The following is a 23,675-nucleotide window of genomic DNA, read 5'->3' as shown; positions in this document are numbered from 1 at the left end:
GCGTGCCTGAGGCGACCCGCGCCCGCCCGACGCTGACCATCGGCGTCCTCGCCAAGAACGAGGCGCATCGCATCGAGGCCTGCCTGCGCAGCGCCGCCTTTGCCGACCAACTGCTGGTGGTCGACAGCGGCAGCACCGACGACACGGTCGCACGCGCCCAGGCGGCCGGCGCCACGGTCGTCGCGTACCCCGACTGGCAGGGCTTCGGTGTGCAGCGCACGCGGTTGCTCGCGCATGCCGACAGCGACTACCTGTTCTTTCTGGATGCCGACGAGACCATCACACGCGAGTTGAAGGCTGAGCTGCAAGCGGTCGTCGCGTCGGGTGCCGTCGGCGTGTGGTGCATTCGCTGGCGGCTAGTCGCCTTCGGGCAGGAGCTGAAGTACTTCCGGTCCCAGGCCAAGCCGGAGCGACTGTTCAGGCGCTCCACGTTGCTGAGCTACGAGGGCGTGGTGCACGAAGAAGCCAAGCTCAGCGAGCCCGGGCTGCCCCGTCATGTGTTCCGGAACCCGCTGCTGCACCATTCGCGCGAGACGGTGCGCAGCAGCCTCGTCAAGCTCACCCAGTACACGATGCTCGGCGCCGCCAAGCGGGCCCAACGCGGCAAGCGCGGTGGCGTGCTGCGCGGCCTCGCCTCGGGGCTGTCGATGTTCGTGCGGCTCTACGTGCTGCACCTGGGCTTCCTGTGCGGCGCCGCGGGCTTCCTGTACTGCGTCTTCGTGTCGTTGGAGAGCTTTTTCCGCTATGCCGCGATGCGCTTCGACCGCGACCAGTTGACCCAGACCGAAGGCCGCTGACGGCTACTTGCTGCGCGGCGCGAAAGCCGAAGCCCAGGCCGAACAGCTCCAGGCGGCCCACTTCAAGGCGTGCTTGGACTGCAGCAGCAGGCCATAGAGCAAGGCCGCCGGCGGTCCGCCCACCATCGTCTTGAGCAGGTAGCGCCGGGCGGCACCGACGCCCAGGTACTTGCGGATCGCCAGGTGCCGGGAGCGCGCGTAGTGGTAGTGCTTGCGAAAGCTCGTCTTCCAGCTGGGCGTGGACGAGGCGCCGCCGATGTGCTGCGCGTTGGCCGCCGGTTCGAACAGGCAGTCGAAGCCCGCCTGGCGAAGCCGCAGGCACAGGTCGTCGTCTTCGTAGTAGAGGAAGAAGCGTTCGTCGAAGCCGCCGATTGCGTGGTAGGCCGCCGTTCGCACCAGCAGGCAGCAGCCATGCAGCCACTTGGCCGAACAGGTGCCGTCCGGCACGCGGTAGGGCGAGCGGAGCCGGGGCTCGTAGAACGCCTGACGAAAGCACATCTGGGCGCTGCCGTCGGCCAGCCAGCTCTGGGGCGCGACCACGCCGGCCGTGGTGTAGCGCTGCAGCGTGGCCAGCAGCGTGAGCAGGTCGGGCACGTCCAGCGAACAGTCGGGGTTGAGCAGCAGCGCATAGGGCGTGCGCACATGGCGCATCGCGTCGTTGTTGCCGGTGCCGAAGCCGCCGTTCTCGGCGCGTTCGACCAGCGTGGCGCGCGGCAGATGCTGCCGCACGGCGTCGACCGTGCCGTCGCCGCTGGCGTTGTCGACGACCACCACGTGCTGGAAGGGCGCCAGTACCGAGGCCAGGTGCTCGATGAGTGCATGGCTCTTGTAGGTCACGCAGACGACGGTGACGAGATCTGTCTCGATGCTCATGCTTCGGTGCGGGCGATGCGGGCAGCCTGCTTCATCGCCGGCGCGAGCGGGATGCAGGCAAGCAGCAGGATGAAGACATGCCGGTGCGTGAAGTCGGCCCAGAGCCCGTTGGCGAGCCCGGCCGTGACGTAGATGAGCAGGACGCCGGCGTAGATGTCGCGGTAGGGCGCATCGAGCCGACGGATGTAGCGCGCCAGGGCCACCAGCAGCGCCAGGTACACGAGCAGGCCCACGGTGCCCTGTTCGGTCCAGATCAGCAGCATTTCCTGGTGCGGATGGCCCATCAGGAACGCATCGAACTGCGGCAGGTTCTCGATGGCTGCGCGGTAGAGCGGCTGCCACTGGCCCAGGCCATGGCCGAAAACGGGCGCATCCTCGATGAGTGGCAGCGTGCGGCGCCATAGCTCGAGCCGGATGCCCATCGAGGTTGGTTCGCGCTGCGTCGCATAGCGCGTGACTTCCTGGGTGACCGACTGCAGCAACCGTTCGCGCACCGGCTGCACCGCCCACGAGAGCGCGGCGATGGCCAGCAGCAGCACGCCCGTCGCGGCGACGGCGCGCCACCCGGCGCCCCGCCGCCCGAACAGGCGCCACGCCCAGTAGACGATCAGCGGCACCAACGTGATGTAGGTGGTGCGGCTCTTCAGGATGAACACCACGTTGACGAGCGTCAGCAGCGCCAACGCACAGGCGAGCATCCTTTGCTTCGGCCGCTGTGCGACCAGGGCGAGGGCCACCGCCATCGACGCCAGCATGAGGAAGGTCAGGCCCTGCTGCGTGTATTCCTTGAAGACGGTGTTGCGCATCGCCGGTAGGGCGAGGGCGACATCCCGCTGAGGAAAGATGCCGATGAACTGGCCGCACGAAATCAGCAGCACCAGCGCCACCGCCACCGCGAAAGCGACCAAGCCGCGACGGCGCCAGGCCGTGTCGGTGAGCAGGGTGCCGAGGATGAGCGGATACCACAGCGCCCAGACCGGCGTACCGGTGAGGAGGCTGGCATGGCCCGCGGCCCAGGCGTGCAGGCCGCTGAGCACCATCACCGCCCACCACACCAGCGCGCCGATGACGACCGGGTGCCGTGCCGACGCGATCCAACGCGCGCGCGTCTGGCTGCCGAGCAGCGCGCAGACCAGGCTCAGCGCGAGGAGGATGTTGGTCGCCGGCTTGTTGAGGGAGACGGCAAAAAGACTCAAGACCGCGAACCAGCGCCCGGAAACAAGCAGCGCATCGCGGGCGGTTTCAACCCATCGGGCGGGCGCGGAGGTCATGAAGGGTGGTGACGAGGGCAAGGACATGCCGCGGTGCGTGCCCGATGCGTGTCGGGCCAGATCGTTGGGGCATTGATCTTAGCCCGCGCCCAGGCGCTGTCTGCGGTGGCTCCAACGCTCGGTATTCAAGTCCGCGGCAGCTCGATCACGAAGCTCGCCCCGCCGCCGGGCCGGTCTTCGCAGCGCACGCTGCCGGCATGCCGCTCGGCGATCGACTTGACCAGGGCCAGGCCCAGGCCCACGCCGCCTTCGCGCTCGCTCGCGCCGGGCAGGCGGTAGAACGGTTCGAAGATGCGCTCGCGCAGGGCGGGCGGCACGCCCGGGCCGCGGTCTTCGACGCGGACGCGGGCCCAGCGCCCGTCGGACTCCAGGCGCAGCTCAATCGTGCCCGCTCCGTAGCGCCGCGCGTTCTCCAGCAAGTTGCGGATGGCGCGGCGCAGCAGGCGCGACACGCCCTGCACCTGCAGCGTGGCGCTGTCGGTGCCTTCGACCAGGTCGAGTTCCGCATTGACACGCACGCCCTCTTCGGCGGCCAGGCCGATCAGGTCGACCGTCTCGATCGTGCCCAGGTCGGCTTCGCTGGCGTCGAGCCGGCTCGACAGCAGGATCTCGTCGATGAGCTGGTCGAGCTCGCCGATGTTGCGCGAGATCTCGTCACGCGCCGCCTGGCTCGGCCGCTCGCCCATCAGCTCCAGCCCCATGCGGATGCGCGTGAGCGGGGAGCGCAGCTCGTGCGAGGCATTGGCCAGCAGCGACTTGTGCGAGCGCACCAGGGTCTCGACGCGGGCCGCCGCCGAATTGAAGCGGATCGACAGGTCGGCCACCTCGTCCTGCCCGTCTTCGGGCACGCGCGCCGACAGGTCGCCGTCGCCCCAGCGCTGCACGCCACGCTGCAGGGTTTCCAGGCGCTGCGTCAGGCGCCGCACGATCGGGAACAGGCCGATGGCCGTCGCCAGCCCGACCAGGCCGAGCAGCCAGAAAAAGCCGGTCTGCGGACGCACCCACGGTGGCGGGCCGCCCTGGCGGTCCTGGCGCGGGCCGAACTGCATCTGGAACACCTGGCCGTCCTTCAGCGAGATGGTGAATTCGAGCGCCTCGCCCGGGCGGCTGGTGCGCAGCGACGTGCCGGTGCCGATCATGCGGTCCTGGGTGTCGCGCAGCACCACCTCGCGCGGCAGCGGAGCGGAGCGCTGCTCGTCGGCCATCTGCCAGGCCCAGCCGGCCGCGAAGGTGACCACCGCCACACCGGCCAGCACGGCCAGCCAGATGCGGACGTAGAGGTGGCGCGTGAACAGCTGGATCATCGGTGGCGTCAGTCCTGCTGCTTGGCGAACACGTAGCCCACGCCGCGCACGGTGAGGATGCGCTTGGGGTTCTTGGCGTCGGCCTCGATGGCGGCGCGGATGCGGCCCATGTGCACGTCGATCGAGCGGTCGAAGGCCTCGAGCTCGCGGCCGCGTACGGCTTCCATGATCTGGTCGCGCGTGAGAACACGGCCAGCGCGCTCGGCCATGGCGACGAGCAGGTCGAACTGGTAGGACGTGAGGTCGGCCAGCGCGCCGCCGACGGTGACGGTGCGCGCGTTGCGGTCGATCTCGAGCGTGCCGAAACGCATCATCGTCGCGGCCGCCGCCTCGCTGGTGTTGTCGCCGCGGCGGCGCAGCACGGCGCGGATGCGCGCCAGCAGCTCGCGCGGCTCGAAGGGCTTGGGCAGGTAGTCGTCGGCGCCGATCTCCAGGCCGATGATGCGGTCCATCGGATCGCCCTTGGCCGTGAGCATGAGGATCGACACCTTCGCCAGGGCACCGGGCAGCGACCGGATGCGGCGGCAGACTTCGAGGCCGTCAATGTCCGGCAGCATCAGGTCGAGGATGACCAGGTCGGGCATGTGCTGCTGCACCTGTTCCAGACCGGCTTGGCCGTCGGCCGCGTGCGCCACGCCGAAACCCGACTTCGTCAGGTACTCGCTCACCATCTGCGCGAGGCGGGCGTCGTCTTCGATCATCAGGATCTGGGGAGTGCTCATTGCAGCCATGATGGGTCGGCGCCGCCAAGGCGGCTTGAATGCTCCGTAAAGTTAAAGTAAACGGCCCGTCCTGCGCGTGTCAAAGCGCCTGCCCGCTATCGAAGGAGAGGGCGGCACCCGCGGCCCGGCTCAAACCGATTCCGCAGTGTCCCCGGACATCGCGTCGAACAGCATGGTGCAGTCGACGGCTGCGTTCGCCGGCCAGTGCTGGGCCAGCAGCGCCCGCAGGTCGCCGTCGTCCAGTGCAGGGTCGCAGGCCAGCGCGCGCGCATGGATCTCCAGGGCCAGCTGGCGCAGCAGCGCGACCGACGCATGGATGCGCTCGCTGAACTGCGCGTCGTCCAGCGTGTCCGTGAGGCTGCGGTTGAGTTCGGCGAACCAGGGCAGCGCGGCGTGGTCGAGCATCTGCGCGACGTTGCGCTTCTCGCTCGAGGCCGACCACGCGCGCAGCAGCGCCTGCACCGCGATGTTCAGCCGCTGGCAGTGCTGCAGCTCATCTTTCAGGCTGCCGAGCAACGCCAGGTCGGTCAGGCGGTCGTGGAAGAAGATCTGCGAGAGCACGCCCCAGTAGTAGCTGTAGTCCCAGATGACCTTCACCGGCAGCACCTCGGGATCGCCGAAGAGGCCGTACTGGTCCTGGTAGAGCGCCAGGGTGCTCTCGTAGAACGAGTGGTAGATCTGGTCGTAGAGCTGGGCCCGCGCTTCCACCGAATGGCCGGCGCGGTCGTGGCCGATCAGGTCGGTGATGTAGGTGTTCGCAATCGCGATGAAGTCGCTGCCCGGCGAATAGAAGGGGTCGAGGAAAAGCCCGGCCTCGCCGGTCAGCGCCCAGCGCTGGCCCGAGAACACCTGCTTGCAGCCGTACGAGAAGTTCTTGAAGAAGGCGAAGTCCTGCAGCAGGTGCCGCTTGCCGTCGAGTTCGTCGAACAGGCGCGGCTGGTATTGCGCGAACCAGTCCATCGCCTTCTCGAAGCTGTCCATGGTGTCGAGCGCGTGGTAGCGCGGGTCGGCCACGATGCCGACCGAATGCGAGCCCGAGGCCAGCGGAATCAGCCACACCCAGTAGCCCGCGCCGACCAGGTGGTTGGTCGACAGCCAGCGCGCCTGCGGCGTGCAGCGGGCGCGCCATTCGGGGTCGTCGCTCCAGTCGTCGAGCGTGATGCGCTCGCCGATGCGGAACCACACCGCATGCGCGTCGTGCGCGTTCGGCTGGGCCAGGCCCAGCTTGCGTTTGAGCAGGCCGGCGCGGCCGCAGGCGTCGACGATCCAGCGCGCGGCAATGACGTTCGTCTGCCCGTCCTGTGTCCAGCTCAGGCGGTGCAGGCCTTGTGCGTCGTCGGCCAGGTCGATCTGCCGCACCATCGCGTGGTCGGTGAACTTCACGCCGCGGCGCGCCGCCTCTTCGGCCAGGTAGTTCTCGAAGATGCCGCGGTCGATCTGGTAGCTGGGCACCGACAGGTAGCGGCTGGCGCCGATCTCGGTGACCCGGTCGATGTCGCGCCGGCCTTCGCTGAAGAAGAAGCGAAAGCCGAACTTGCGCAGCTGTTCGCCATGCATGTGCGGCTCCAGGCCCAGCACCGTGTCGAAGTAGTGGGCGCCGATCTCCACCGACGACTCGCCCACCTTGTGCGCCGCATGCGGCACCGGGTGGGCGCGGCGCTCGAGCACCAGCACGTCGATGTCGGGAAAGCGCTTCTTGAGCTGCAGCGCCAGGGTGAGCCCGGCCAGGCCGCCGCCCATGATCACCACGTCGTGCTGTTGTTCGTGCGTTGTCGTGGCGATCGTCATCGGCTTCAGCCTTGTGTGAGTTGGAGTTGCAGCGACAGGCGTGCCGACAGCGGCATCGCCAGCGTCTCGCTGCGGCCTGCCGCCAGCGCTTCGAACAGCGGCAGCGCGTCGGCCATGGCGTTGGTGGCCAGCGCCTGGGCGGCCTCCGAGCGCGGCGCGATCGGTTGCGATGCGCCGGGCAGCAGCGACCAGTCGAATGCCGCCACGGTGCGCTCGGTGCGCTGCGGCGCGATCACCAGCGCCACCGCGAGCAGGCCGCGGCTGCGCGTGACCGACGCGAGCGCGCCCACGGCTGGCATGTCGTAGCCCACCAGCAGCACCGGCTGGTCGTCGGCCGCGCACTGCGCCGCGGCTTCGAGCAGGGCCGACGCGAAGGTCGTCTCGTAGGCGGCGACCGAATTGCTGGCCGCCATGCAGCCCACGCCGATGGTCCAGTAGCCGACCGCGGCGTTGTGCACCGAGTTGTGGAACTTGATCGGCGACAGCACCGTCGGGTCGCTGGCCAGCACGCTGCACATGTAGTCGTTGATGCCCAGGTCGCCATGCGCCGACGCGAAGATGCAGGGCAGGTCCTTGGCGTCGCGGCCGGACGCGGCGATGGCGTTGGACGCGACCTCGAGCGCCAGCGCCACGGTGTCGGGTGCGCGGCGGCGCTCGGCCGGGGCCAGCACTTGCGGCGACGGCCGCTTGGCCGGCGGGTCGACCGGCGCGCCGGTGCCAGTGAAGGCGGCGCGGGCGATGTCCCAGCCGGGGAGCGTCGGCGCCCAGAAGGCCGGGCCTTCGATGTACAGCGTCGGGGTCTTCACAGGGGCGTTCATGCCTGCGCTCCCTTGCCGAACACCAGCGAGCAGTTGTTGCCGCCGAAGCCGAAGGAGTTGGACAGCGCCACCTTCACGTCGCCGCGCGCGGGTTCGAGCTTGATCTGCGGGCCGCAGTCGGTGTCGAGCTGCGTGGTGTTCACGGTGCCCGGCATCAGGCCGGTCTCCAGCGACAGCAGGCTGATGGCCGCCTCGACGATGCCGGCGGCACCCAGCGTGTGGCCGGTGAAGCCCTTGGTCGAGCTGGCATGTGTGCTTTCAGGGAAACGCCGGGTGACCAAGGCGCCCTCGACCTCGTCGTTCTTGGTGCTGGCCGTGCCGTGCATGTTGATGTAGTCGACCGCGTCGGTCGTCAGGCCGGCGCGGGCCAGCGCGTCGTCGAGCGCCCGCTCGGCGCCCAGGCCCTGCGGGTGCGGCGTCGACATGTGGTGTGCGTCGCTCGCCTCGCCGTAGCCCAGCAGGTAGAGCCCGTCGGCTGTGGTGGCCTCGGCACGCTCCACCAAGGCGAAGCCTGCGGCCTCGCCCAGGCTGATGCCGTCGCGCGTGGCGTCGAAGGGCTTGCACGGCTGGGGCGACACCAGCTCCAGCGAATTGAAGCCGTACAGCACGCTGCCGCAGAGCGTGTCGACACCGCCGACCACGGCCGCGTCGATCAGGCCCAGGCGGATCAGCCGCTCGGCCGACGCGAAGACCTTGCCGCTCGACGAGCAGGCGGTCGAGATCGTCTCCGACGGCCCCTCCAGGCCCAGCGCGGCCTGCACGAACATGCCCAGCGAATGCGGCGTGTGCACCAGCGGGCGCTCCTGCCCGGGCGGGAAGCGGCCGTCGGCGGTCAGGTGCGTGTAGGAATCTTCGGTCTCGCCGATGCTCGACGTCGACGTGCCGAGGATCACCGCGATGCGCGACCGCCCGTACTTCGCGCGCGCCGCCGCCACCGCATCCATGAAACCGTCGGCCTGCAGGCCCATCCAGGCCAGCCGGTTGTTGCGGCAGTCCCAGGCGGCCAGTGCGTCGGGCAGGCGCACGTCTTCGACCCCCGCCACGCGGCCGATCCAGGTCGCGAGGCGCGCGCCGCTGGCGGGCACGTCGCCGAAGTCGTTGGCCCGCAGGCCGCTGCGCGAGGTTTCAAGGGCGTCGAGCAGCGACGCCTTGCCCACGCCGACGGCCGAAGTCGCGGTGTAGGCGCTGATCTGGAGAGGGGGGATGCGAGACGGCACGGTGGTGAATGAGGAGTGGCGAAGCGCGAACAATGCCACAGACTAGCAGCCGGCCGCAGACGCCCGCGTCGGCCGGCATCCCGCAATCGCCGGCGCTCAGCGCTGCCCGCGTGCCGCCAGCGCCACCAGCACCAGCACCGGCAGGCCCAGCAGCGCCGTGCCCACGAAGAAGGGCACGTAGCCGTAGGCATCGACGAACACGCCGGAGTAGCCCGCCAGGAACTTGGGCAGCAGCAGCATCAGCGAGCTGAACAGCGCGTACTGCGTGGCCGAGTAGCTGATGTTGGTCAGACTCGACAGGTAGGCGATGAAAGCGGCCGACGCGATGCCACCGGCCAGGTTGTCGGCCGACACCACCAGCACCAGCATCGTCATGTCATGGCCGTGCGCGGCCAGCCAGGCGAAGAGCAGGTTGCTGGCCGCGCTGAGCACCGCGCCCAGCATCAGCACGCGCATCACGCCGAAGCGCATCGACAGGATGCCGCCCACGAAGGCGCCGACCAGCGTCATCACCACGCCGAACACCTTGCTGACCGCCGCCACCTCTTCCTTGCTGAAGCCCATGTCGACGTAGAAGGGGTTGGCCATGATGCCCATCACCACGTCGCTGATGCGGTAGATGGCGATCAGCGACAGGATCAGCACCGCCTGCCACTTGTAGCGGCGGACGAAGTCTGCGAAGGGCTCGACCAGCACATTCTTGAGCCATTCGGCGGCGTTGCGCGCCCGGGGCATCAGCTGTTGGGCGGGCTCCGACGACAGCAGCACCGTGACCACGCCGACCGCCATCGAGGCGGCCATCACCAGGTAGGCGGCCTTCCAGCCGGCGTTCTGGTAGCCGCTGGCGCCGGTGATCTCGGTCCACGCGGCGATCGACAGCACGCCGGCGCCGGCCCAGATCATCGCCAGCCGGTAGCCGGTCTGGTAGGCGGCGGCCAGCGCGGCCTGCTTGCGCGTCTCGGCCGATTCGATGCGGAAGGCGTCCAGTGCGATGTCCTGCGTGGCCGAGCCGAAGGCCACCAGCAGCGCGCACCACACCAGCGGCGCCAGGCCGCCGCGCGGGTCGGCCATCGCCATGCCGACCAGCCCGCCGACGACCAGCGCCTGCGCCAGCAGCAGCCAGCTGCGGCGGCGGCCCATGCGCCGGGTGAGCAGCGGGATGGGCAGCCGGTCGACCAGCGGCGCCCAGGCCCACTTGAAGGCGTAGACCAGGCCGACCCAGCTCAGGTAGCCGATCTCGCTGCGCGTCACGCCGGCTTCGCGCAGGCGGAAGCTGAGCGTGCCCAGCACCAGCAGCAGCGGCAGCCCGGCCGAGAAGCCCAGCGCCAGCATGCGCAGCGTCGCGGGTTCGAGGTACACCTTGAGCGCATCGCGCCAGGACAACGGTGCTGCAGGCAGGGCGGTGGGGGAGGCTTCGGCAGCCGAGGGTGGGGACATTGCGCGGGCGATCGGGGTGGCTGCTTATTATTCCCGCATGTGCACACGCTGCGAGTTTTCCATCGGTCCCTGGCAGGCGCGCCGGGCTTTCCTGGCGTTGGCGGGGGCTGCCGCCGTCACTTCGGCAGTCACACCCGCGTTGGCGCAGGTCGAGGTGGGCAAGGCCTCGGTCGCGCGCAACCTGGTGCCCGCCGACAGCATCGAGCAGGCCGGCGTGCAGCAGTACGGCCAGCTCCTCCAGCAGGCCAAGGCCAAGGGCGCGCTGGCGCCCGACAGCCACCCGCAGCTGCAGCGGTTGCGCACCATCGCTGCGCGCCTCATTCCCTTCGTCGGCCCGTGGAACGCACGCGCCGCGCAATGGAAGTGGCAGATCAATTTGATCGGCAGCCAGCAGATCAACGCCTTCTGCCTGCCGGGCGGCAAGATCGCCTTCTACACGGGCATCCTCGACCAGCTCAAGCTCAGCGACGACGAGGTCGCGATGGTGATGGGCCACGAGATGGCGCACGCGCTGCGCGAGCACGCCCGCGCGCGCCTGGCCAAGAGCGCCGGCACCGGCGCGGCGCTGTCGATCACGGCGCAACTGCTCGGCCTGGGTCAGATGGGCGACATGGCGGCGCGTGCCGGCACGCAGTTGCTGTCGCTCAAGTTCAGCCGCGGCGACGAGACCGACGCCGATCTGGTCGGACTCGAACTTGCGGCGCGGGCAGGCTACGACCCGCGCGCTTCGGTGACGCTGTGGAAGAAGATGGCCACCGCCTCGAAGAACCAGGGCGGCCTGAGCTTCCTCTCGACCCACCCCAGCGGCACCGACCGCATCCGCATCCTCGAAGCCAACCTCGGCAAGGTCGACGGCCTGTACCGCGCAGCCCGGCGAGGCTGAGCCGCGCTTGCACCTATCCTTTTTCTGACGCACCGAATCCGACCTGCCAGGGCTCCCTGAGTCCTGGCAGGCGTTGGCACGCCGCTTGCATCTCATCATGTACACAAGACAGGATGCTTGATGATGGTGCATACGACGACTTCGCTGCCGACCGATGAAGGGCTCGACGCCAACCCCGGTGCGGCCGCCTGGATCACGCGGATCGACCCGCCGATCGCCTCTCCCGGCGCCGCGGCCCATGGCCCGCTCGCCGGGCTGCGCTTCGCGGTCAAGGACAACATCGACGTGGCCGGCCTGCCGACCACCGCGGCCTGCCCGGCCTTCGCCCGCGACGCGGCCGCCCACGCCCATGTGGTGCAGCGCCTGCTCGACGCCGGTGCGGTGCTGGTCGGCAAGACCAACCTCGACCAGTTCGCCTGCGGCCTGAACGGCACGCGCTCGCCGTACGGCGCGGTGCCCAACAGCTTCGACGCGCGTTACGTGTCGGGCGGCTCCAGCTCCGGCTCGGCGCGGGTGGTAGCCACGGGCGAGGTCGACTTCGCGCTCGGCACCGACACGGCCGGCTCCGGCCGCGTGCCGGCGGGGCTCAACAACATCGTGGGCCTCAAGCCGACCAAGGGTTTGATCAGCACGCGCGGCGTGCTGCCGGCGGCGCAGAGCGTCGACTGTGTGTCGATCTTCGCGCGCACCGTCGAACTCGCGGCGCGCGTGCTGACCGTCGCCATGGGGCATGACGCGGCCGACCCGTACTCACGCGCGCTCACGCCCATCACCACGCCATTGCCCTCGCGCCTGCGCGTCGGCGTGCCATCGACGCTCGAGTTCTTCGGCGACGCCGATTCGGCCGCGGCCTTCGAGCGCTCGCTCGCGCAGCTCGAAGCGTTGGGCGCCACGCGCGTGCCGATCGACTACGCCCCGCTCGCCGAAGCTGCGGCGCTGCTCTACGACAGCGCGCTGGTGGCCGAGCGCTACGCGGCGGTGCGCACCTTCTTCGACGCGAACGAGGACGAGGTGATCGAGCCGGTGCGCAGCATCCTGGCCAAGGGCCGCAGCTACAGCGCGGCCGACTTCGTGGATGCGCAGACGAAGCTGCGGGCGCTGGCGCAACAGGCCGCACCGATGTGGAAAGACATCGACCTCCTGGTGGTGCCGACCGCGCCCACGCACTACACCATCGAGGCGATGCGGGCCGACCCGGTCGCGCTCAACCAGAACCTCGGCGCGTACACCAACTTCGTCAACCTGCTCGACTACGCGGCGCTCTCGGTGCCGACCTGCCTGCGCAGTGACGGCCTACCCTTCGGCCTGACGCTGATCGGCCCCTGCGCCAGCGACTTCCAGCTGGCCGAGCTCGGTCAGCGGCTCCACCACGCCACCGGACTCACGCTCGGTGCAACGGGCGCACCGATGCCGGCACCCGTCGCGCTGCCGATGCTCACGCCCGCCGCCACCGTGAAGGTCGCCGTCGTCGGCGCGCACCTGTCGGGCATGCCGCTCAACGGCCAGCTGACCGAGCGCGGCGCCACGCTGCTGCGTGAAACGAAGACCGCCCCGCAGTACCGCCTCTACGCACTGCCCGGCACCGTGCCGCCCAAGCCCGGCATGGTGCGCGTGCCCGCGGGTGGCGCCGGGCTCGTCGTCGAGGTGTGGGCGATGCCCGCCACCGCCTACGGCTCCTTCGTCGCATTGATCCCCGCGCCGCTGGGCATCGGCACGCTGACGCTGGAAGACGGCAGCAGCGTGCAGGGCTTCGTCTGCGAATCGATCGCGCTCGACGGCGCCGAGGACATCACGCACCACGGCGGCTGGCGCTCGTACATCGCATCACGTCAGGCGGCGCTCGCCTGAGCGCGGCTTTCGGGTTTTCTTTCGCTTCAACCTTTACGCAGGAGTCGGACTCATGGGATCTCAGGACAAGTCATTCGCAGCGGTCGCCGCCACGCCCTCGCGCCGCCATGTGCTGCAGGCCGGCGCCGCGGGCATCGCCGTGCTCGCCGCACCCTCGCTGGTGCTGGCCCAGGCCACGCCCAAGATCCGCGTCGGCTTCTGGCCGGTGGCCGCGGGCCTGCCCTTCTTCGCCGCGGTCGACAAGGGCTACTTCAAGGAAGCCGGCCTCGATGTCGAGCCGCTCAAGTTCGCTGGCGCGCAGCAGGTGATGGAAGCGATGCTGTCGGGCCGCTCCGACGGCAGCGCCAACGGCACCGGCTCGGCCAACCTCGCCATCGGCGAGATCGCGCAGCCGGGTCTCTTCAAGATCTTCTGCACCAACCCGAGCAATGCCAAGTTCGTGCTCGACGAGTTCATCACCGCCAAGGACAGCCCCATCAAGACGATGGCCGACCTCAAGGGCAAGAAGGTCGCCTCGGGCCCCGGCATCCAGAACGTGACGCTGTGCAAGACCATGCTGGAGCGCGCCGGCGCCACCGGTGCCACGGTGACCGAGCTGCCCATCGGCCAGCACGTCGCCGCCCTGGTCGCGGGCCAGGTCGACGCCTGCTACACGCTGGAGCCGACCGGCACCATCGGCCGCATGAACGGCACCACGCGCGTCATCGAAGCCGGCGTGGTCGCCAAGTACATCCTGGGCGACCCGATGGCGCCGTGGCACGGTGGCGCGGCCAGCCTGACCACCGAGTTCATCAAGAAGAACCCCGAGGTGGCGAAGAAGTACATCGCGGCCTATGCGCGCGGCGTCGAACTGGTGCGCACGAAGCCCGACGAGGCCCGCCAGTTCATGAAGGGCTACACCGCCATCGAAGGCGCGCTGACCGCCGAAGTGCCGCTCGCGTCGTACATGCTCTACAACGAGTTCAAGCCGAGCGACGTCGCCTACTTCCAGAAGTTCTACGACCTGTTCACCGAGAAGGGCATTTTCGAGAAGAAGGTGCCGGTGGACGCACTTCTCTACAAGGCCTGAACCATGGCCGACACCTCCGTCGCGCCCGCCGGGGCCGCCACCAAGCCCTGGTCGCCACCTGCGAACGGCGCCGCCAGCGCGGTGCCCAAGCCGCCGCTGTGGGACAAGCTGCTGCCCTTCATCGGGCCGGTGGTGCTCTTCATCCTGTGGGATTTGGTCGTGCGGCTCGGCTTCATCAAGCCGATCCTGCTGCCGGCACCGGCGGACACCATCACCACGCTGATCACCGGCCTGGCCGGTGGCCCGCTGCTCACCGACTTCGCGGTGACGGTGTGGCGCACGGTGCAGGCCTTCCTGATCGCCGCCGTCGTCGGCGTGCCGCTGGGCGTGCTGTTGGGCAGCAACGAGCGGGTGTATCGCAGCGTGGAGTTCCTGATCGACTTCTTCCGCTCCACGCCGTCGTCCGCACTCATCCCGCTGTTCCTCTTGATCTTCGGCGTGTCGGACATCAACAAGGTCGCCATCGCGGCCTTCGGTGCCTTCCTCATCGTGATCTTCAACAGCGCCTATGGCGTCATCAACGCGCGCAAGCAGCGCGTGATGGCGGCCAAGGTGATGGGCGCTTCGCGTTGGCAGGTCTTCAAGGACGTGCTGATCTGGGAGAGCCTGCAGCCCAGCTTCGTCGGGCTGCGCTCGGCGGTGTCGATGGCCCTGGTCATCGTGATCGTGGCCGAGATGTTCATCGGCTCCGACGCGGGCCTGGGCAACCGCATCATCAATGCGCAGCAGGTGCTCAACGTGAAGAGCATGTACGCGGCCATCCTTGCGGCGGGTGCGTTGGGCTATGCGCTCAATATCCTCTTTCTCGTGGCCGAGCGCCGCATCGTGCATTGGAGTGGAAGATGAGCGCAGTCCTCAACGGCCCGGTGTACGCCGACGTGCCCACCCCCGCGTTCCAGCCCGGCCCGGCCGGCACGCACATCACCATCCGCGGCCTCACGAAGTACTTCGCGGGCTGGCCGCTGTACGAGAACTTCGACCTCGACATCCCCAAGCACAAGATCGTCTCGGTCTTCGGGCCCAACGGCTGCGGCAAGTCGACGCTGATCAACATGATCGCGGGGCTCGTGCCCATCGACAGCGGCGAGATCCTGTTCGACGGCAAGTCGCTCAAGGACACCAAGATCGGCTACGTGTTCCAGAACTACCGCGAGGCGATGTTCCCGTGGATGCGCACCATCGACAACATCGCGTATCCACTGAAGCTGGAAGGCAAGAGCAAGGCGGAGGTCGATCGCCGCATGGAAGAACTGGTGGCGTCCTTCGACGTGAAGTTCGACCTCAAGCGCTTCCCCTACGAACTCTCGGGCGGTCAGCAGCAGACCGCGTCGATCATGCGGGCGCTGGCACCCAACCCCGAGGTGCTGTTCCTGGACGAGCCCTTCTCGGCGCTCGATTTCGAGATGACGCTCTTCATCCGCGAGAAGCTGCAGGAGGTGTTCATCCAGACCGGCACCACCATGCTGCTGGTGTCGCACGACCTGGAAGAGGCCGTGTACCTGGCCGACGAGGTGCTGCTGCTGACCAAGCGGCCGACCAAGGTCGCGGAGATCCTGAAGTACGGCGACGCGCGCCCGCGCACGCTGGAGACGCTGAGCTCGGCCAGCTTCGTGGCCATGAAGAAGCTGAGCCTGGAGATCTTCCAGCGCGAAGTGCGCCGCTGACCGCATCCGCAGAAGGAGCCGCCCATGACCCCCGCCCAGACCGAAGCCTATGTCGACGCGGCGGCCGCCGCGCTCGACCTGAACCTGCGGCCCGACCACCGCCCCGGCGTGCTGCGCTTCTTCGCGCTGGCCGCCGAGATGGCGGCTGTGGTGGACGCCGTGCCGCTCGATCCGCATGCCGAATCGGCGGTGAGCTTCGTGCCGGTGGCGCCCAAGGAGAAAGAGGCATGAGCGCCGATGCACTCTTGTTGAAAGACGGCGCGGCGATGGCCGATGCCGTCCGCAGTGGCGCCGTGAGCGCAGTCGCGCTGGTGCAGGCCAGCCTCGACCGCATCGCGGGCACCGACGGCCGCGTCAACGCCTTCACCGACGTGGTGCGCGAACGTGCGCTGCGCCGCGCCGGCCAGGTCGATGCGTCGCTGGCCTCGTCGAACGGGCATCGCACCCGCGAGCTGCCGCTGCTCGGCGTGCCCTTCGCGGTGAAGAACCTGTTCGACATCGCCGGCCTGCAGACGCTGGCCGGTTCGAAGATCGAGCGCGACAGCACGCCGGCACGCAGCGACGCCGCGCTGGTGCGCCGGCTCGAAAGCGCCGGCGCGGTGCTGGTCGGCGCGCTCAACATGGACGAGTACGCCTACGGCTTCACCACCGAGAACAGCCACGTCGGTCCGGCCCACAACCCGCACGACCTGACACGCATCGCGGGCGGCTCGTCGGGCGGTTCGGCCGCGGCGGTGGCCGCCGGGCAGGTGCCGCTCACGCTGGGCTCCGACACCAACGGCTCGATCCGCGTGCCGGCCTCGCTGTGCGGCATCTTCGGCCTCAAGCCTACCTTCGGCCGGCTGCCGCGCACCGGCAGCTACCCCTTCATCTCCAGCCTCGACCACCTCGGACCTTTCGCGCGGTCGGTGCGCGACCTGGCGCTGGCCTACGACGCGATGCAGGGGCCCGAAACGCACGCGCCGCTCGACCCGGGCTGCGCGCAGCGTGCCGTCGAGCCCGCCGTGGCGCAGCTGGCGCATGGCACGCGTGGCCTGCGCATCGGCGTGCTGGGCGGCTACTTCCGCGAGCGCGCGCAACCCGAGGCGCTGAGCGCGGTCGACCGCGTGGCCGAGGCGCTCGGCGCCAGCAAGACCGGCGAGCTGCCGATGGTCGAAGCCGGCCGCGCGGCCGCCTTTCTCATCACCAACGCCGAAGGCGCCGCACTGCATCTGCACGACCTGCGTCGGCGCCCGCAGGATTTCGAGCCCCTGTCGCGCGACCGCTTCCTGGCCGGCGCGCTCATTCCGGCGGCGTGGGTGGCGCGCGCGCAGCGTGTGCGGCGCCTCTATGCCGAGCAGGCCGCCAAGCTGTTCGAGCGCTTCGACATCCTGTTGGCCCCGTCGACGCCCTGCGCCGCGACGCCCATCGGCGCCGAATGGTTCGAGCTCAACGGCCAGCGCCTGCCGGTGCGCCCCAACATGGGGGTGCTGACCCAACCGATCTCGTGCATCGGCTTGCCGGTGTGCGCCGTTCCGGTGTGGGGCGCACACGCCAGCCTGCCGATCGGTGTGCAGGTGATCGCTGCACCATGGCGCGAGGACCTGGCGTTGCGCGTGGCTGCGACGCTGGAGGCCGCGGGCGTCGTGCAGGCCCCCGTCGCCGCACTCGCCTGAAAGCGTACGCAAGCCGACGGGCGCAGGCACACTTTATGCACACCGTCTTGTATCCAAGAAAGAACAAGCCGATGACCTTGCCGCGTTCCGCCTCCGTCGAGTCTTCCTCGTGCCGCGATGCGCTGTCGCGTCGACGCGTACTCAAGGCGGCCGCGCTCGCGCCGCTGCTCGGGCAGGTCGGTGTCGGCATCGCACAGCCCGCCGCGTACCCGAGCCATGCCTTGAAGATGGTGATCCCGTTCCCGGCGGGCGGCGCGACCGACTACGCCGGCCGCGCCATCGGCACCGCGCTGTCGACCACCTGGAAGCAGCCCGTGGTCTTCGAGAACCGCATCGGCGCGGGCTCGACCATCGGCACCGAAGCCGGCGCCAGGAGTGCGCCCGACGGCTACACGCTGGTGATGGGCATCCCGGCCGGCGTGACCATCGCGCCGCACATCTACCCCAAGCTGGGCTACGACCCGATCAAGGACCTGGTGCCGGTGGCCGGCTTCGCCACATCGCCGCTGGTCGTGGTGGTGCCGGTCGATTCGCCCTTCAAGACCTTCCCCGACCTCATCGCCTACGCCAAGGCGCACCCGGGTGAGCTGAGCTACGCGTCCAACGGCAGCGGCTCGCTGCCGCACCTCACGGCCGAGTGGTTCCTGTCCGAAACCAAGCTCAAGATGACGCACGTGCCCTACCGCGGCAGTGCGCAGGCGCTGCCCGACCTGATCGCCGGACGAACGCAGGTGATGTTCGACATCATCGTGTCGGCCCTGCCGCTGATCGAGGGCGGCAAGCTGCGCGTGCTGGCCGTCACCGGTGCCCAACCGACGACGCGCCTGCCCGGCGTGCCGACCGTCGCGAGCTTCGGCTACCCGGGCTTCGCGGCCGACCAGTGGTACGGCCTCTTCCTGCCCGCGGGCACGCCCGACGCCGTCGTCCGCAAGGTCGAGGCCGACGTGCAGGCCGCCACCGCCGACCCGCGACTGCGCGGCCAGATGTGGCAGCGCGGCGCCGAGATCCAGTACCTGTCGGCCAAGGCGCTGTCGGACGCGGTGCGCACCGATTCGCAGCGCTGGGCCGTCATCGCCAAGGCCACCGGCGCGCGCGCCGAGTGAGCGCGCCGCGCCGCTTTCCTTTTCCTTCCACGACCCATCCGTTCATTCCCACCGGAGCCCACCCATGAGCCAGATCAATCGCCGCGACTCCCTCAAATCCATCGCCGCCCTGGGCGCCGCCGGCACGCTGGGCGGCTGGAGCGCCCTGGCCAGTGCGCAGGCCAAGCCGCTGACCGTCGGCGTGATCTACGTCGGCCCGCGCGACGACTACGGCTACAACCAGGCGCACGCACAGGCCGCGGCCGAGGTGAAGAAGATGCCCGGCGTGAAGGTGGTCGAGGAAGAGAACGTGCCCGAGACCGCGGCCGTGCAGAAGACCATGACCGGCATGATTTCGCAGGACGGCGCCAAGCTGCTGTTCCCCACGTCCTTCGGCTACTTCGACCCGCACATCCTGGCGCTCGCGCCGAAGAACCCCGACGTGCGCTTCTCGCACTGCGGCGGCATGTGGACCGAAGGCAAGCACCCGAAGAACGTCGGCAGCTTCTTCGGCTACATCGACGAGTGCCAGTACTTGAACGGCGTGATCGCCGCGCACATGACGAAAAGCAACAAGATCGCCTTCGTCGCGGCCAAGCCGATCCCGCAGGTGCTGCGCAACATCAACGCCTTCACGCTGGGCGCGCGCTCGGTCAAGCCCGGCATCACCTGCAGCGTGATCTTCACCGGCGACTGGTCGATGGCCGTGAAGGAAGCCGAAGCCACCAACAGCCTGGCCGACCAGGGCTGCGACGTGTTCACCATGCACGTCGACGGCCCCAAGGTGGTGGTCGAGACGGCCGCCAAGCGCGGCAAGATGGTCTGCGGCTACCACGCGAGCCAGGCCAAGCTGGCACCGCAGGCCTACCTCACGGGCGCCGAGTGGAACTGGCTCACCGCCTACAAGACCATCATCGACGCGGCCCAGGCCGGCAAGCCGCACCCCAACTTCCTGCGCGGCGGCCTCAAGGAGGGCTACGTGAAGATGTCCGCCTACGGCCCGGCCGTGACCGACGCCGCGAAGAAGCAGGCCGACGGCATCAAGGCCCAGATGATCGCGGGCAGCTTCGACATCTTCAAGGACGGCATCAAGGACAACAAGGGCGCGGTCGTGGTGCCGGCCGGCAAGTCGCTCAAGCAGACCGACCTCGAGCTCGAGAAGATGAATTACCTGGTCGAAGGCGTTCTCGGTTCCATCTGAGCGCACGGCCATGCGCAACGCGCTGAAGGAAATCGCCCTGCCGGCCTTCGCCATCGCGGCGGCGCTGCTCGTGTTCGGGGTGCTCGTGTGGTTCGCCGGCGTGAGCCCGGTGGACGTGTGGGTCACGCTCTTCAAGGGCGCCTTCGGCGACTGGTTCTCGTGGCAGAACACGTTGCAGCGCGCCGCACCGCTGATGCTCACTGCGCTGTGCGTGGCCATCCCGGCGCGCGCGGGGTTGGTCATCATCGGCGGCGAGGGCGCGGTGGTGCTCGGGGGACTCGCGTGCGCCGCGCTGCCTTACGCGATTCCGCTGCCGGGCAACATCGTCGGCACGGTCGCGATCTGCATCGCCGGCGCGGTGGCGGGCGCGCTGTGGATCATGGGGGCGGGCTGGCTGCGGCAGTACCGCGGCATCAACGAAACGATCAGCAGCCTGCTGCTGGCCTACATCGCGATCGGCATCTTCAAGCACCTGGTCGAAGGCGCGCTGCGCGACCCGGCCAGCCTGAACAAGCCGTCGACGCGCTCGCTGCCCGACGGGCTGGGCATCGGCGGCATCGCGGGGTCGGACGTGCACTGGGGGCTGGCGATCGGCATCGTGGCCTGCATCGGGCTCGGGCTGTGGCTGCGCGCGACCGCATCGGGCTTCTCGGTGCGCGTGGTGGGCGGCAACCCGCGCACGGCGCAACTGGTCGGCCTGCCGGCCACGCAACTCATCCTGGTGGCCTGCGGCGTCGGCGGCGCCTGTGCCGGCGTGGCGGGCGCGGTCGAGGTGGCGGCGGTGCACACCAATGCGAATGCCTCGCTCATCGCGGGCTACGGCTACGCGGGCATCCTGGTGTCCTTCATCGCGCGGCACAATCCCATCGCGATCATTCCCGTCGCGATCCTGTTCGGCGGCTTCGGCGCGGCGGGCAGCTTGTTGCAACGAAGGCTTGGCTTGCCCGATGCGTCGGTGCTGGTGCTTCAGGGCATCGCCTTCGTGCTCATTCTGGCGAGCGAGGGGCTGCGCATGGTCGACTGGAAGACGCTGCTGAAGAACCGCATGCCGCGTGCGGTGCAGCCCAAGCTGACCAAGGAGGTCGCATGACCGCCGACCAGTGGATCGCTCTCGTGGCCGGCATCGTCGGCGGCGCGCTGCGCGTCGGCGCCCCCTTCCTGTTCGTGAGCCTGGGCGAATGCCTCACCGAGAAATCGGGCCGCATCAACCTCGGCCTCGAAGGCGTGCTGGTGCTGTCGGCCATGGCGGCTTTCGGCGGCGCCTACCTCACCGACTCGGCCTGGCTCGGCGTACTGATCGGCGCGGCGGCGGGGGCGGTGCTCGCGCTGCTGCACGGCCTGTTGTGCTCGCTCGACCGCGTGAACGACGTGGCGACCGGCATCGCGCTGATGCTGCTGGGCACCGGGCTCGCGTTCTATCTGGGCAAGCCGCTGATCCAGCCGCAGGCACCGCAGTTGCCGGCCATTCCGCTCGGGTTCTGGAGCGACAACACGGTGGTGCAGTCGGCGTTACAGGTGAATGCGCTGGTGCCCGTCGGCATCGTGCTGGCGGGGCTGATGTACTGGGGCTTCGCGCGCACCCGCGCCGGCCTGCTGGTGCGCATGGCGGGAGACTCGGCCAATGCGACGCGTGCACTGGGTTATTCGGTGTCGGGCATCCGGATCGCGGCGACCACGGCCGGCGGCTTCATCGCCGGGCTGGGTGGCGCGTCGCTCACGCTCTTCTATCCCGGCAGCTGGAACGAAGGCATCTCCAGCGGGCAGGGCCTGATCGCCGTGGCGCTGGTGATCTTCGCGCGCTGGAGCCCGCTGCGCTGCGTGGGTGCTGCCTTCCTCTTCGGCGGCGCGGGCGCGATCGGCCCGGCGTTGCAATCGATCGGTGTCGGCTGGGGCTACCACCTGTTCAACACGGTGCCCTACGTGCTGACGCTGGTCATCCTGGTATTCACCTGCAAGCCGGGCAGTGTCGCGATCGGCAGCCCGGGTGAGCTTTCGTCGACGAGGTAAGCGCACCATGTTCGTTCTTGTCGCAGTGCTTCAGTCGATCTTCATCGAGCGGCGCCGCCGTGCTGGTCGAGGCGTGGGACCGGGGCGGGATCACGCCGACGGCGTACTTCCCTCCGCGAATGTCCCCCGCCGTCAGCCTTCGGCCGCAGGCCGGGGGACATTCGCGGAGGGGAATACCCGGTGGCCTCGGCACGCGCCCCCATCGAATTTCCACCGCCGTATGCCAGCAAACACGAACTGCAAGGAGACAAGCGAATGAGCGGTTTCGGTGGTCTGAACAAATCGGCGAACGGCGTCGTCATCGGCCTCGTGCAATGCCAACTGCCCGTGGTGCGCACGCCCGACGAGCTTGCGGCGCAGACGGCACGCATCGTCGAACTCGTCGGCAAGGCGCGGCGCAACCAGGGCACGATGGACCTGGTCGTGTTCCCGGAATATTCGCTGCACGGCCTGTCGATGGACACCTCGCCGGACATCATGTGCACGCTCGACGGCCCCGAGGTCGCGGCCTTCCGCAAGGCCTGCATCGACAACACGATCTGGGGCTGCTTCTCCATCATGGAAGCCAACCCCGGCGGCAACCCGTACAACAGCGGCCTCGTCATCGACGACATGGGCGCCATCCGCCTGTACTACCGCAAGATGCATCCGTGGGTGCCGGTCGAGCCGTGGGAGCCGGGCAACCTCGGCATCCCGGTGTGCGACGGACCCAACGGCAGCAAGCTCGCGCTCATCATCTGCCACGACGGCATGCTGCCCGAGATGGCGCGCGAGGCCGCGTACAAGGGCGCGGAAATCATCATCCGTACGGCCGGCTACACCGCACCCATCCGCCACGCCTGGAAGATCACCAACCAGGCGAACGCCTTCTGCAACCTGGCCTACACGGCGAGCGTTTGCATGTGCGGCAGCGACGGCACCTTCGACTCGATGGGCGAGGGCATGTTCTGCAGCTTCGACGGCACCGTGATGGTCGAAGGCGGCGGCCGCGTCGACGAGATCATCACCTGCGAGCTGCGGCCCGACCTGCTGCGCGAGGCCCGTACCGGCTGGGGCGTGGAGAACAACATCTACCAGCTCTACCACCGCGGCTACGTGGCGGTGAAGGGCGGCGCGCAGGACTTTCCGTACACCTACATGCAGGACATGGCGTCAGGCCAGTACAAGCTGCCGTGGAGCGACCAGGTGAAGGTGGTCGATGGCACCTCGTGCGGATTCACGGCGCCGCTGCGCGCGTACAAAGGCCCCGAGTCGCACCCGCTGGTGCCGCAGGTGCCGAAGAGCGTGCCCGACATTCCGGATCAACCCGACTCCTCGCACCGCAAGGCCACCGGCGCATGACAACTGTCCAAGCCCAACCCTACGCGTGGCCTTACAACGGCGACCTGCGTCCGGAGAACACCGCGCTCGTCGTCATCGACATGCAGACCGACTTCTGCGGCAAGGGCGGTTACGTCGACGTGATGGGCTACGACCTGTCGCTGGTGCAGGCGCCCATCGAGCCGATCCGCAAGACGATGGCGCGCCTGCGCGAACTGGGCTTCCACATCCTCCACACGCGCGAAGGCCATCGGCCCGACCTGGCCGACCTGCCGGCCAACAAGCGCTGGCGCTCGCGGCAGATCGGCGCGAACGGCGTGGGCATCGGCGACGACGGGCCGTGCGGGCGCATCCTGGTGCGCGGTGAGCCGGGCTGGGAGATCATTCCCACGCTGGTGCCGCTGCCCGACGAGGTGGTGATCGACAAGCCCGGCAAGGGCTCGTTCTACGCGACCGACCTCGAACTGATCCTGCGCACACGCGGCATCGAGAACCTGATCCTCGCCGGCATCACGACGGACGTGTGCGTGCACACGACGATGCGCGACGCCAACGACCGCGGCTTCGAATGCCTGCTGCTGTCGGACTGCACGGCCGCGACCGACCACGGCAACCACCTCGCGGCGCTGAAGATGATCACGATGCAGGGGGGCGTGTTCGGCGCGCATGCCGATTCCGCAGCACTGCTGGCCGCCCTGGCCTGAGCCTCATGCAAGGAC

Annotated in this window: 22 protein-coding genes; 14 read left to right on the top strand and 8 right to left on the bottom strand. The window is 69.1% G+C overall.

What is annotated here, in order from left to right:
* Positions 1–2 precede the first annotated feature (2 nt).
* The gene (locus ACSFA2_RS13695) at positions 3–797 is read left to right on the top strand and encodes a glycosyltransferase family 2 protein (protein WP_435455852.1); all 795 of its coding nucleotides are present in this window, start codon (positions 3–5) and stop codon (positions 795–797) included.
* Between the two features lie 3 nt (positions 798–800).
* On the opposite strand, the gene ACSFA2_RS13690 is transcribed toward ACSFA2_RS13695, so the two are convergent.
* The 8 genes from ACSFA2_RS13690 to ACSFA2_RS13655 all read right to left on the bottom strand — a co-directional run bounded on the left by ACSFA2_RS13690 (position 801) and on the right by ACSFA2_RS13655 (position 10,227).
* Positions 801–1,670, bottom strand: a complete 870-nt coding sequence (locus tag ACSFA2_RS13690) for a glycosyltransferase family 2 protein (protein ID WP_435455851.1) — start codon at positions 1,668–1,670, stop codon at positions 801–803.
* Positions 1,667–2,941, bottom strand: a complete 1,275-nt coding sequence (locus ACSFA2_RS13685; RefSeq protein ID WP_435455850.1) for an O-antigen ligase family protein — start codon at positions 2,939–2,941, stop codon at positions 1,667–1,669. Before ACSFA2_RS13685 ends, ACSFA2_RS13690 begins: the two co-directional genes overlap by 4 nt.
* Positions 2,942–3,066: 125 nt before the next feature.
* Positions 3,067–4,245, bottom strand: a complete 1,179-nt coding sequence (locus ACSFA2_RS13680) for an ATP-binding protein (protein ID WP_435455849.1) — start codon at positions 4,243–4,245, stop codon at positions 3,067–3,069.
* Between the two features lie 8 nt (positions 4,246–4,253).
* Positions 4,254–4,976 (bottom strand): response regulator, encoded by a 723-nt coding sequence (locus tag ACSFA2_RS13675; RefSeq protein ID WP_435455848.1) that lies wholly within the window; start codon positions 4,974–4,976, stop codon positions 4,254–4,256.
* A gap of 120 nt (positions 4,977–5,096) precedes the next feature.
* A complete protein-coding gene (locus tag ACSFA2_RS13670; protein WP_435455847.1) occupies positions 5,097–6,755 on the bottom strand; it encodes an NAD(P)/FAD-dependent oxidoreductase in 1,659 nt (552 codons plus the stop codon).
* 5 nt (positions 6,756–6,760) lie between these two features.
* Positions 6,761–7,573, bottom strand: a complete 813-nt coding sequence (locus tag ACSFA2_RS13665) for a beta-ketoacyl synthase chain length factor (protein ID WP_435455846.1) — start codon at positions 7,571–7,573, stop codon at positions 6,761–6,763.
* Positions 7,570–8,790 carry a beta-ketoacyl-[acyl-carrier-protein] synthase family protein gene (locus ACSFA2_RS13660; protein ID WP_435455845.1) on the bottom strand — a complete coding sequence of 407 codons (1,221 nt, stop codon included), beginning with the start codon at positions 8,788–8,790 and terminating at the stop codon, positions 7,570–7,572. Before ACSFA2_RS13660 ends, ACSFA2_RS13665 begins: the two co-directional genes overlap by 4 nt.
* Positions 8,791–8,886: 96 nt before the next feature.
* A complete protein-coding gene (locus ACSFA2_RS13655; RefSeq protein WP_435455844.1) occupies positions 8,887–10,227 on the bottom strand; it encodes an AmpG family muropeptide MFS transporter in 1,341 nt (446 codons plus the stop codon).
* A 37-nt stretch (positions 10,228–10,264) separates the two neighbouring features.
* Here ACSFA2_RS13655 and ACSFA2_RS13650 point away from each other — a divergent pair, with 37 nt between their 5' ends.
* The 13 genes from ACSFA2_RS13650 (at position 10,265) to biuH (ending at position 23,660) form a co-directional block, all read left to right on the top strand.
* Positions 10,265–11,110, top strand: coding sequence for a M48 family metallopeptidase (locus ACSFA2_RS13650; RefSeq protein ID WP_435455843.1), 846 nt, complete (start codon positions 10,265–10,267; stop codon positions 11,108–11,110).
* Between the two features lie 123 nt (positions 11,111–11,233).
* Positions 11,234–12,958, top strand: coding sequence for an allophanate hydrolase (gene atzF / locus ACSFA2_RS13645; RefSeq protein WP_435455893.1), 1,725 nt, complete (start codon positions 11,234–11,236; stop codon positions 12,956–12,958).
* Between the two features lie 52 nt (positions 12,959–13,010).
* Positions 13,011–14,027 (top strand): ABC transporter substrate-binding protein, encoded by a 1,017-nt coding sequence (locus ACSFA2_RS13640; protein WP_435455842.1) that lies wholly within the window; start codon positions 13,011–13,013, stop codon positions 14,025–14,027.
* A 3-nt stretch (positions 14,028–14,030) separates the two neighbouring features.
* Entirely contained in the window at positions 14,031–14,873 is an 843-nt protein-coding gene (locus ACSFA2_RS13635; RefSeq protein WP_435455841.1) for an ABC transporter permease, read from the top strand.
* Entirely contained in the window at positions 14,870–15,691 is an 822-nt protein-coding gene (locus tag ACSFA2_RS13630; RefSeq protein ID WP_435455840.1) for an ABC transporter ATP-binding protein, read from the top strand. Before ACSFA2_RS13635 ends, ACSFA2_RS13630 begins: the two co-directional genes overlap by 4 nt.
* Before the next feature lie 24 nt (positions 15,692–15,715).
* Positions 15,716–15,922 (top strand): DUF4089 domain-containing protein, encoded by a 207-nt coding sequence (locus ACSFA2_RS13625; RefSeq protein WP_435455839.1) that lies wholly within the window; start codon positions 15,716–15,718, stop codon positions 15,920–15,922.
* Positions 15,919–17,346: an AtzE family amidohydrolase gene (locus tag ACSFA2_RS13620; protein WP_435455838.1), complete on the top strand. Its 1,428-nt coding sequence runs from the start codon at positions 15,919–15,921 to the stop codon at positions 17,344–17,346. The genes ACSFA2_RS13625 and ACSFA2_RS13620 overlap by 4 nt, the downstream gene beginning before the upstream one ends.
* Positions 17,347–17,417: 71 nt before the next feature.
* Positions 17,418–18,449 (top strand): Bug family tripartite tricarboxylate transporter substrate binding protein, encoded by a 1,032-nt coding sequence (locus tag ACSFA2_RS13615; protein ID WP_435455837.1) that lies wholly within the window; start codon positions 17,418–17,420, stop codon positions 18,447–18,449.
* Between the two features lie 64 nt (positions 18,450–18,513).
* Positions 18,514–19,629 (top strand): BMP family ABC transporter substrate-binding protein, encoded by a 1,116-nt coding sequence (locus ACSFA2_RS13610; RefSeq protein WP_435455836.1) that lies wholly within the window; start codon positions 18,514–18,516, stop codon positions 19,627–19,629.
* Between the two features lie 10 nt (positions 19,630–19,639).
* Positions 19,640–20,719 carry an ABC transporter permease gene (locus ACSFA2_RS13605; protein WP_435455835.1) on the top strand — a complete coding sequence of 360 codons (1,080 nt, stop codon included), beginning with the start codon at positions 19,640–19,642 and terminating at the stop codon, positions 20,717–20,719.
* Positions 20,716–21,636, top strand: a complete 921-nt coding sequence (locus ACSFA2_RS13600) for an ABC transporter permease (protein WP_435455834.1) — start codon at positions 20,716–20,718, stop codon at positions 21,634–21,636. The genes ACSFA2_RS13605 and ACSFA2_RS13600 overlap by 4 nt, the downstream gene beginning before the upstream one ends.
* Before the next feature lie 255 nt (positions 21,637–21,891).
* A complete protein-coding gene (locus tag ACSFA2_RS13595) occupies positions 21,892–22,977 on the top strand; it encodes a formamidase (protein WP_435455833.1) in 1,086 nt (361 codons plus the stop codon).
* Positions 22,974–23,660 (top strand): biuret amidohydrolase, encoded by a 687-nt coding sequence (gene biuH, locus ACSFA2_RS13590; protein ID WP_435455832.1) that lies wholly within the window; start codon positions 22,974–22,976, stop codon positions 23,658–23,660. The genes ACSFA2_RS13595 and biuH overlap by 4 nt, the downstream gene beginning before the upstream one ends.
* Positions 23,661–23,675 lie beyond the last annotated feature (15 nt).

Source organism: Variovorax cryoconiti, assembly GCF_051216395.1.
In the GTDB taxonomy this organism is placed as follows: Bacteria; Pseudomonadota; Gammaproteobacteria; order Burkholderiales; family Burkholderiaceae_C; genus Variovorax.
The sequence above is the reverse complement of the archived record's forward strand: the minus strand, read 5'-3'. Positions and strand labels throughout refer to the sequence as shown.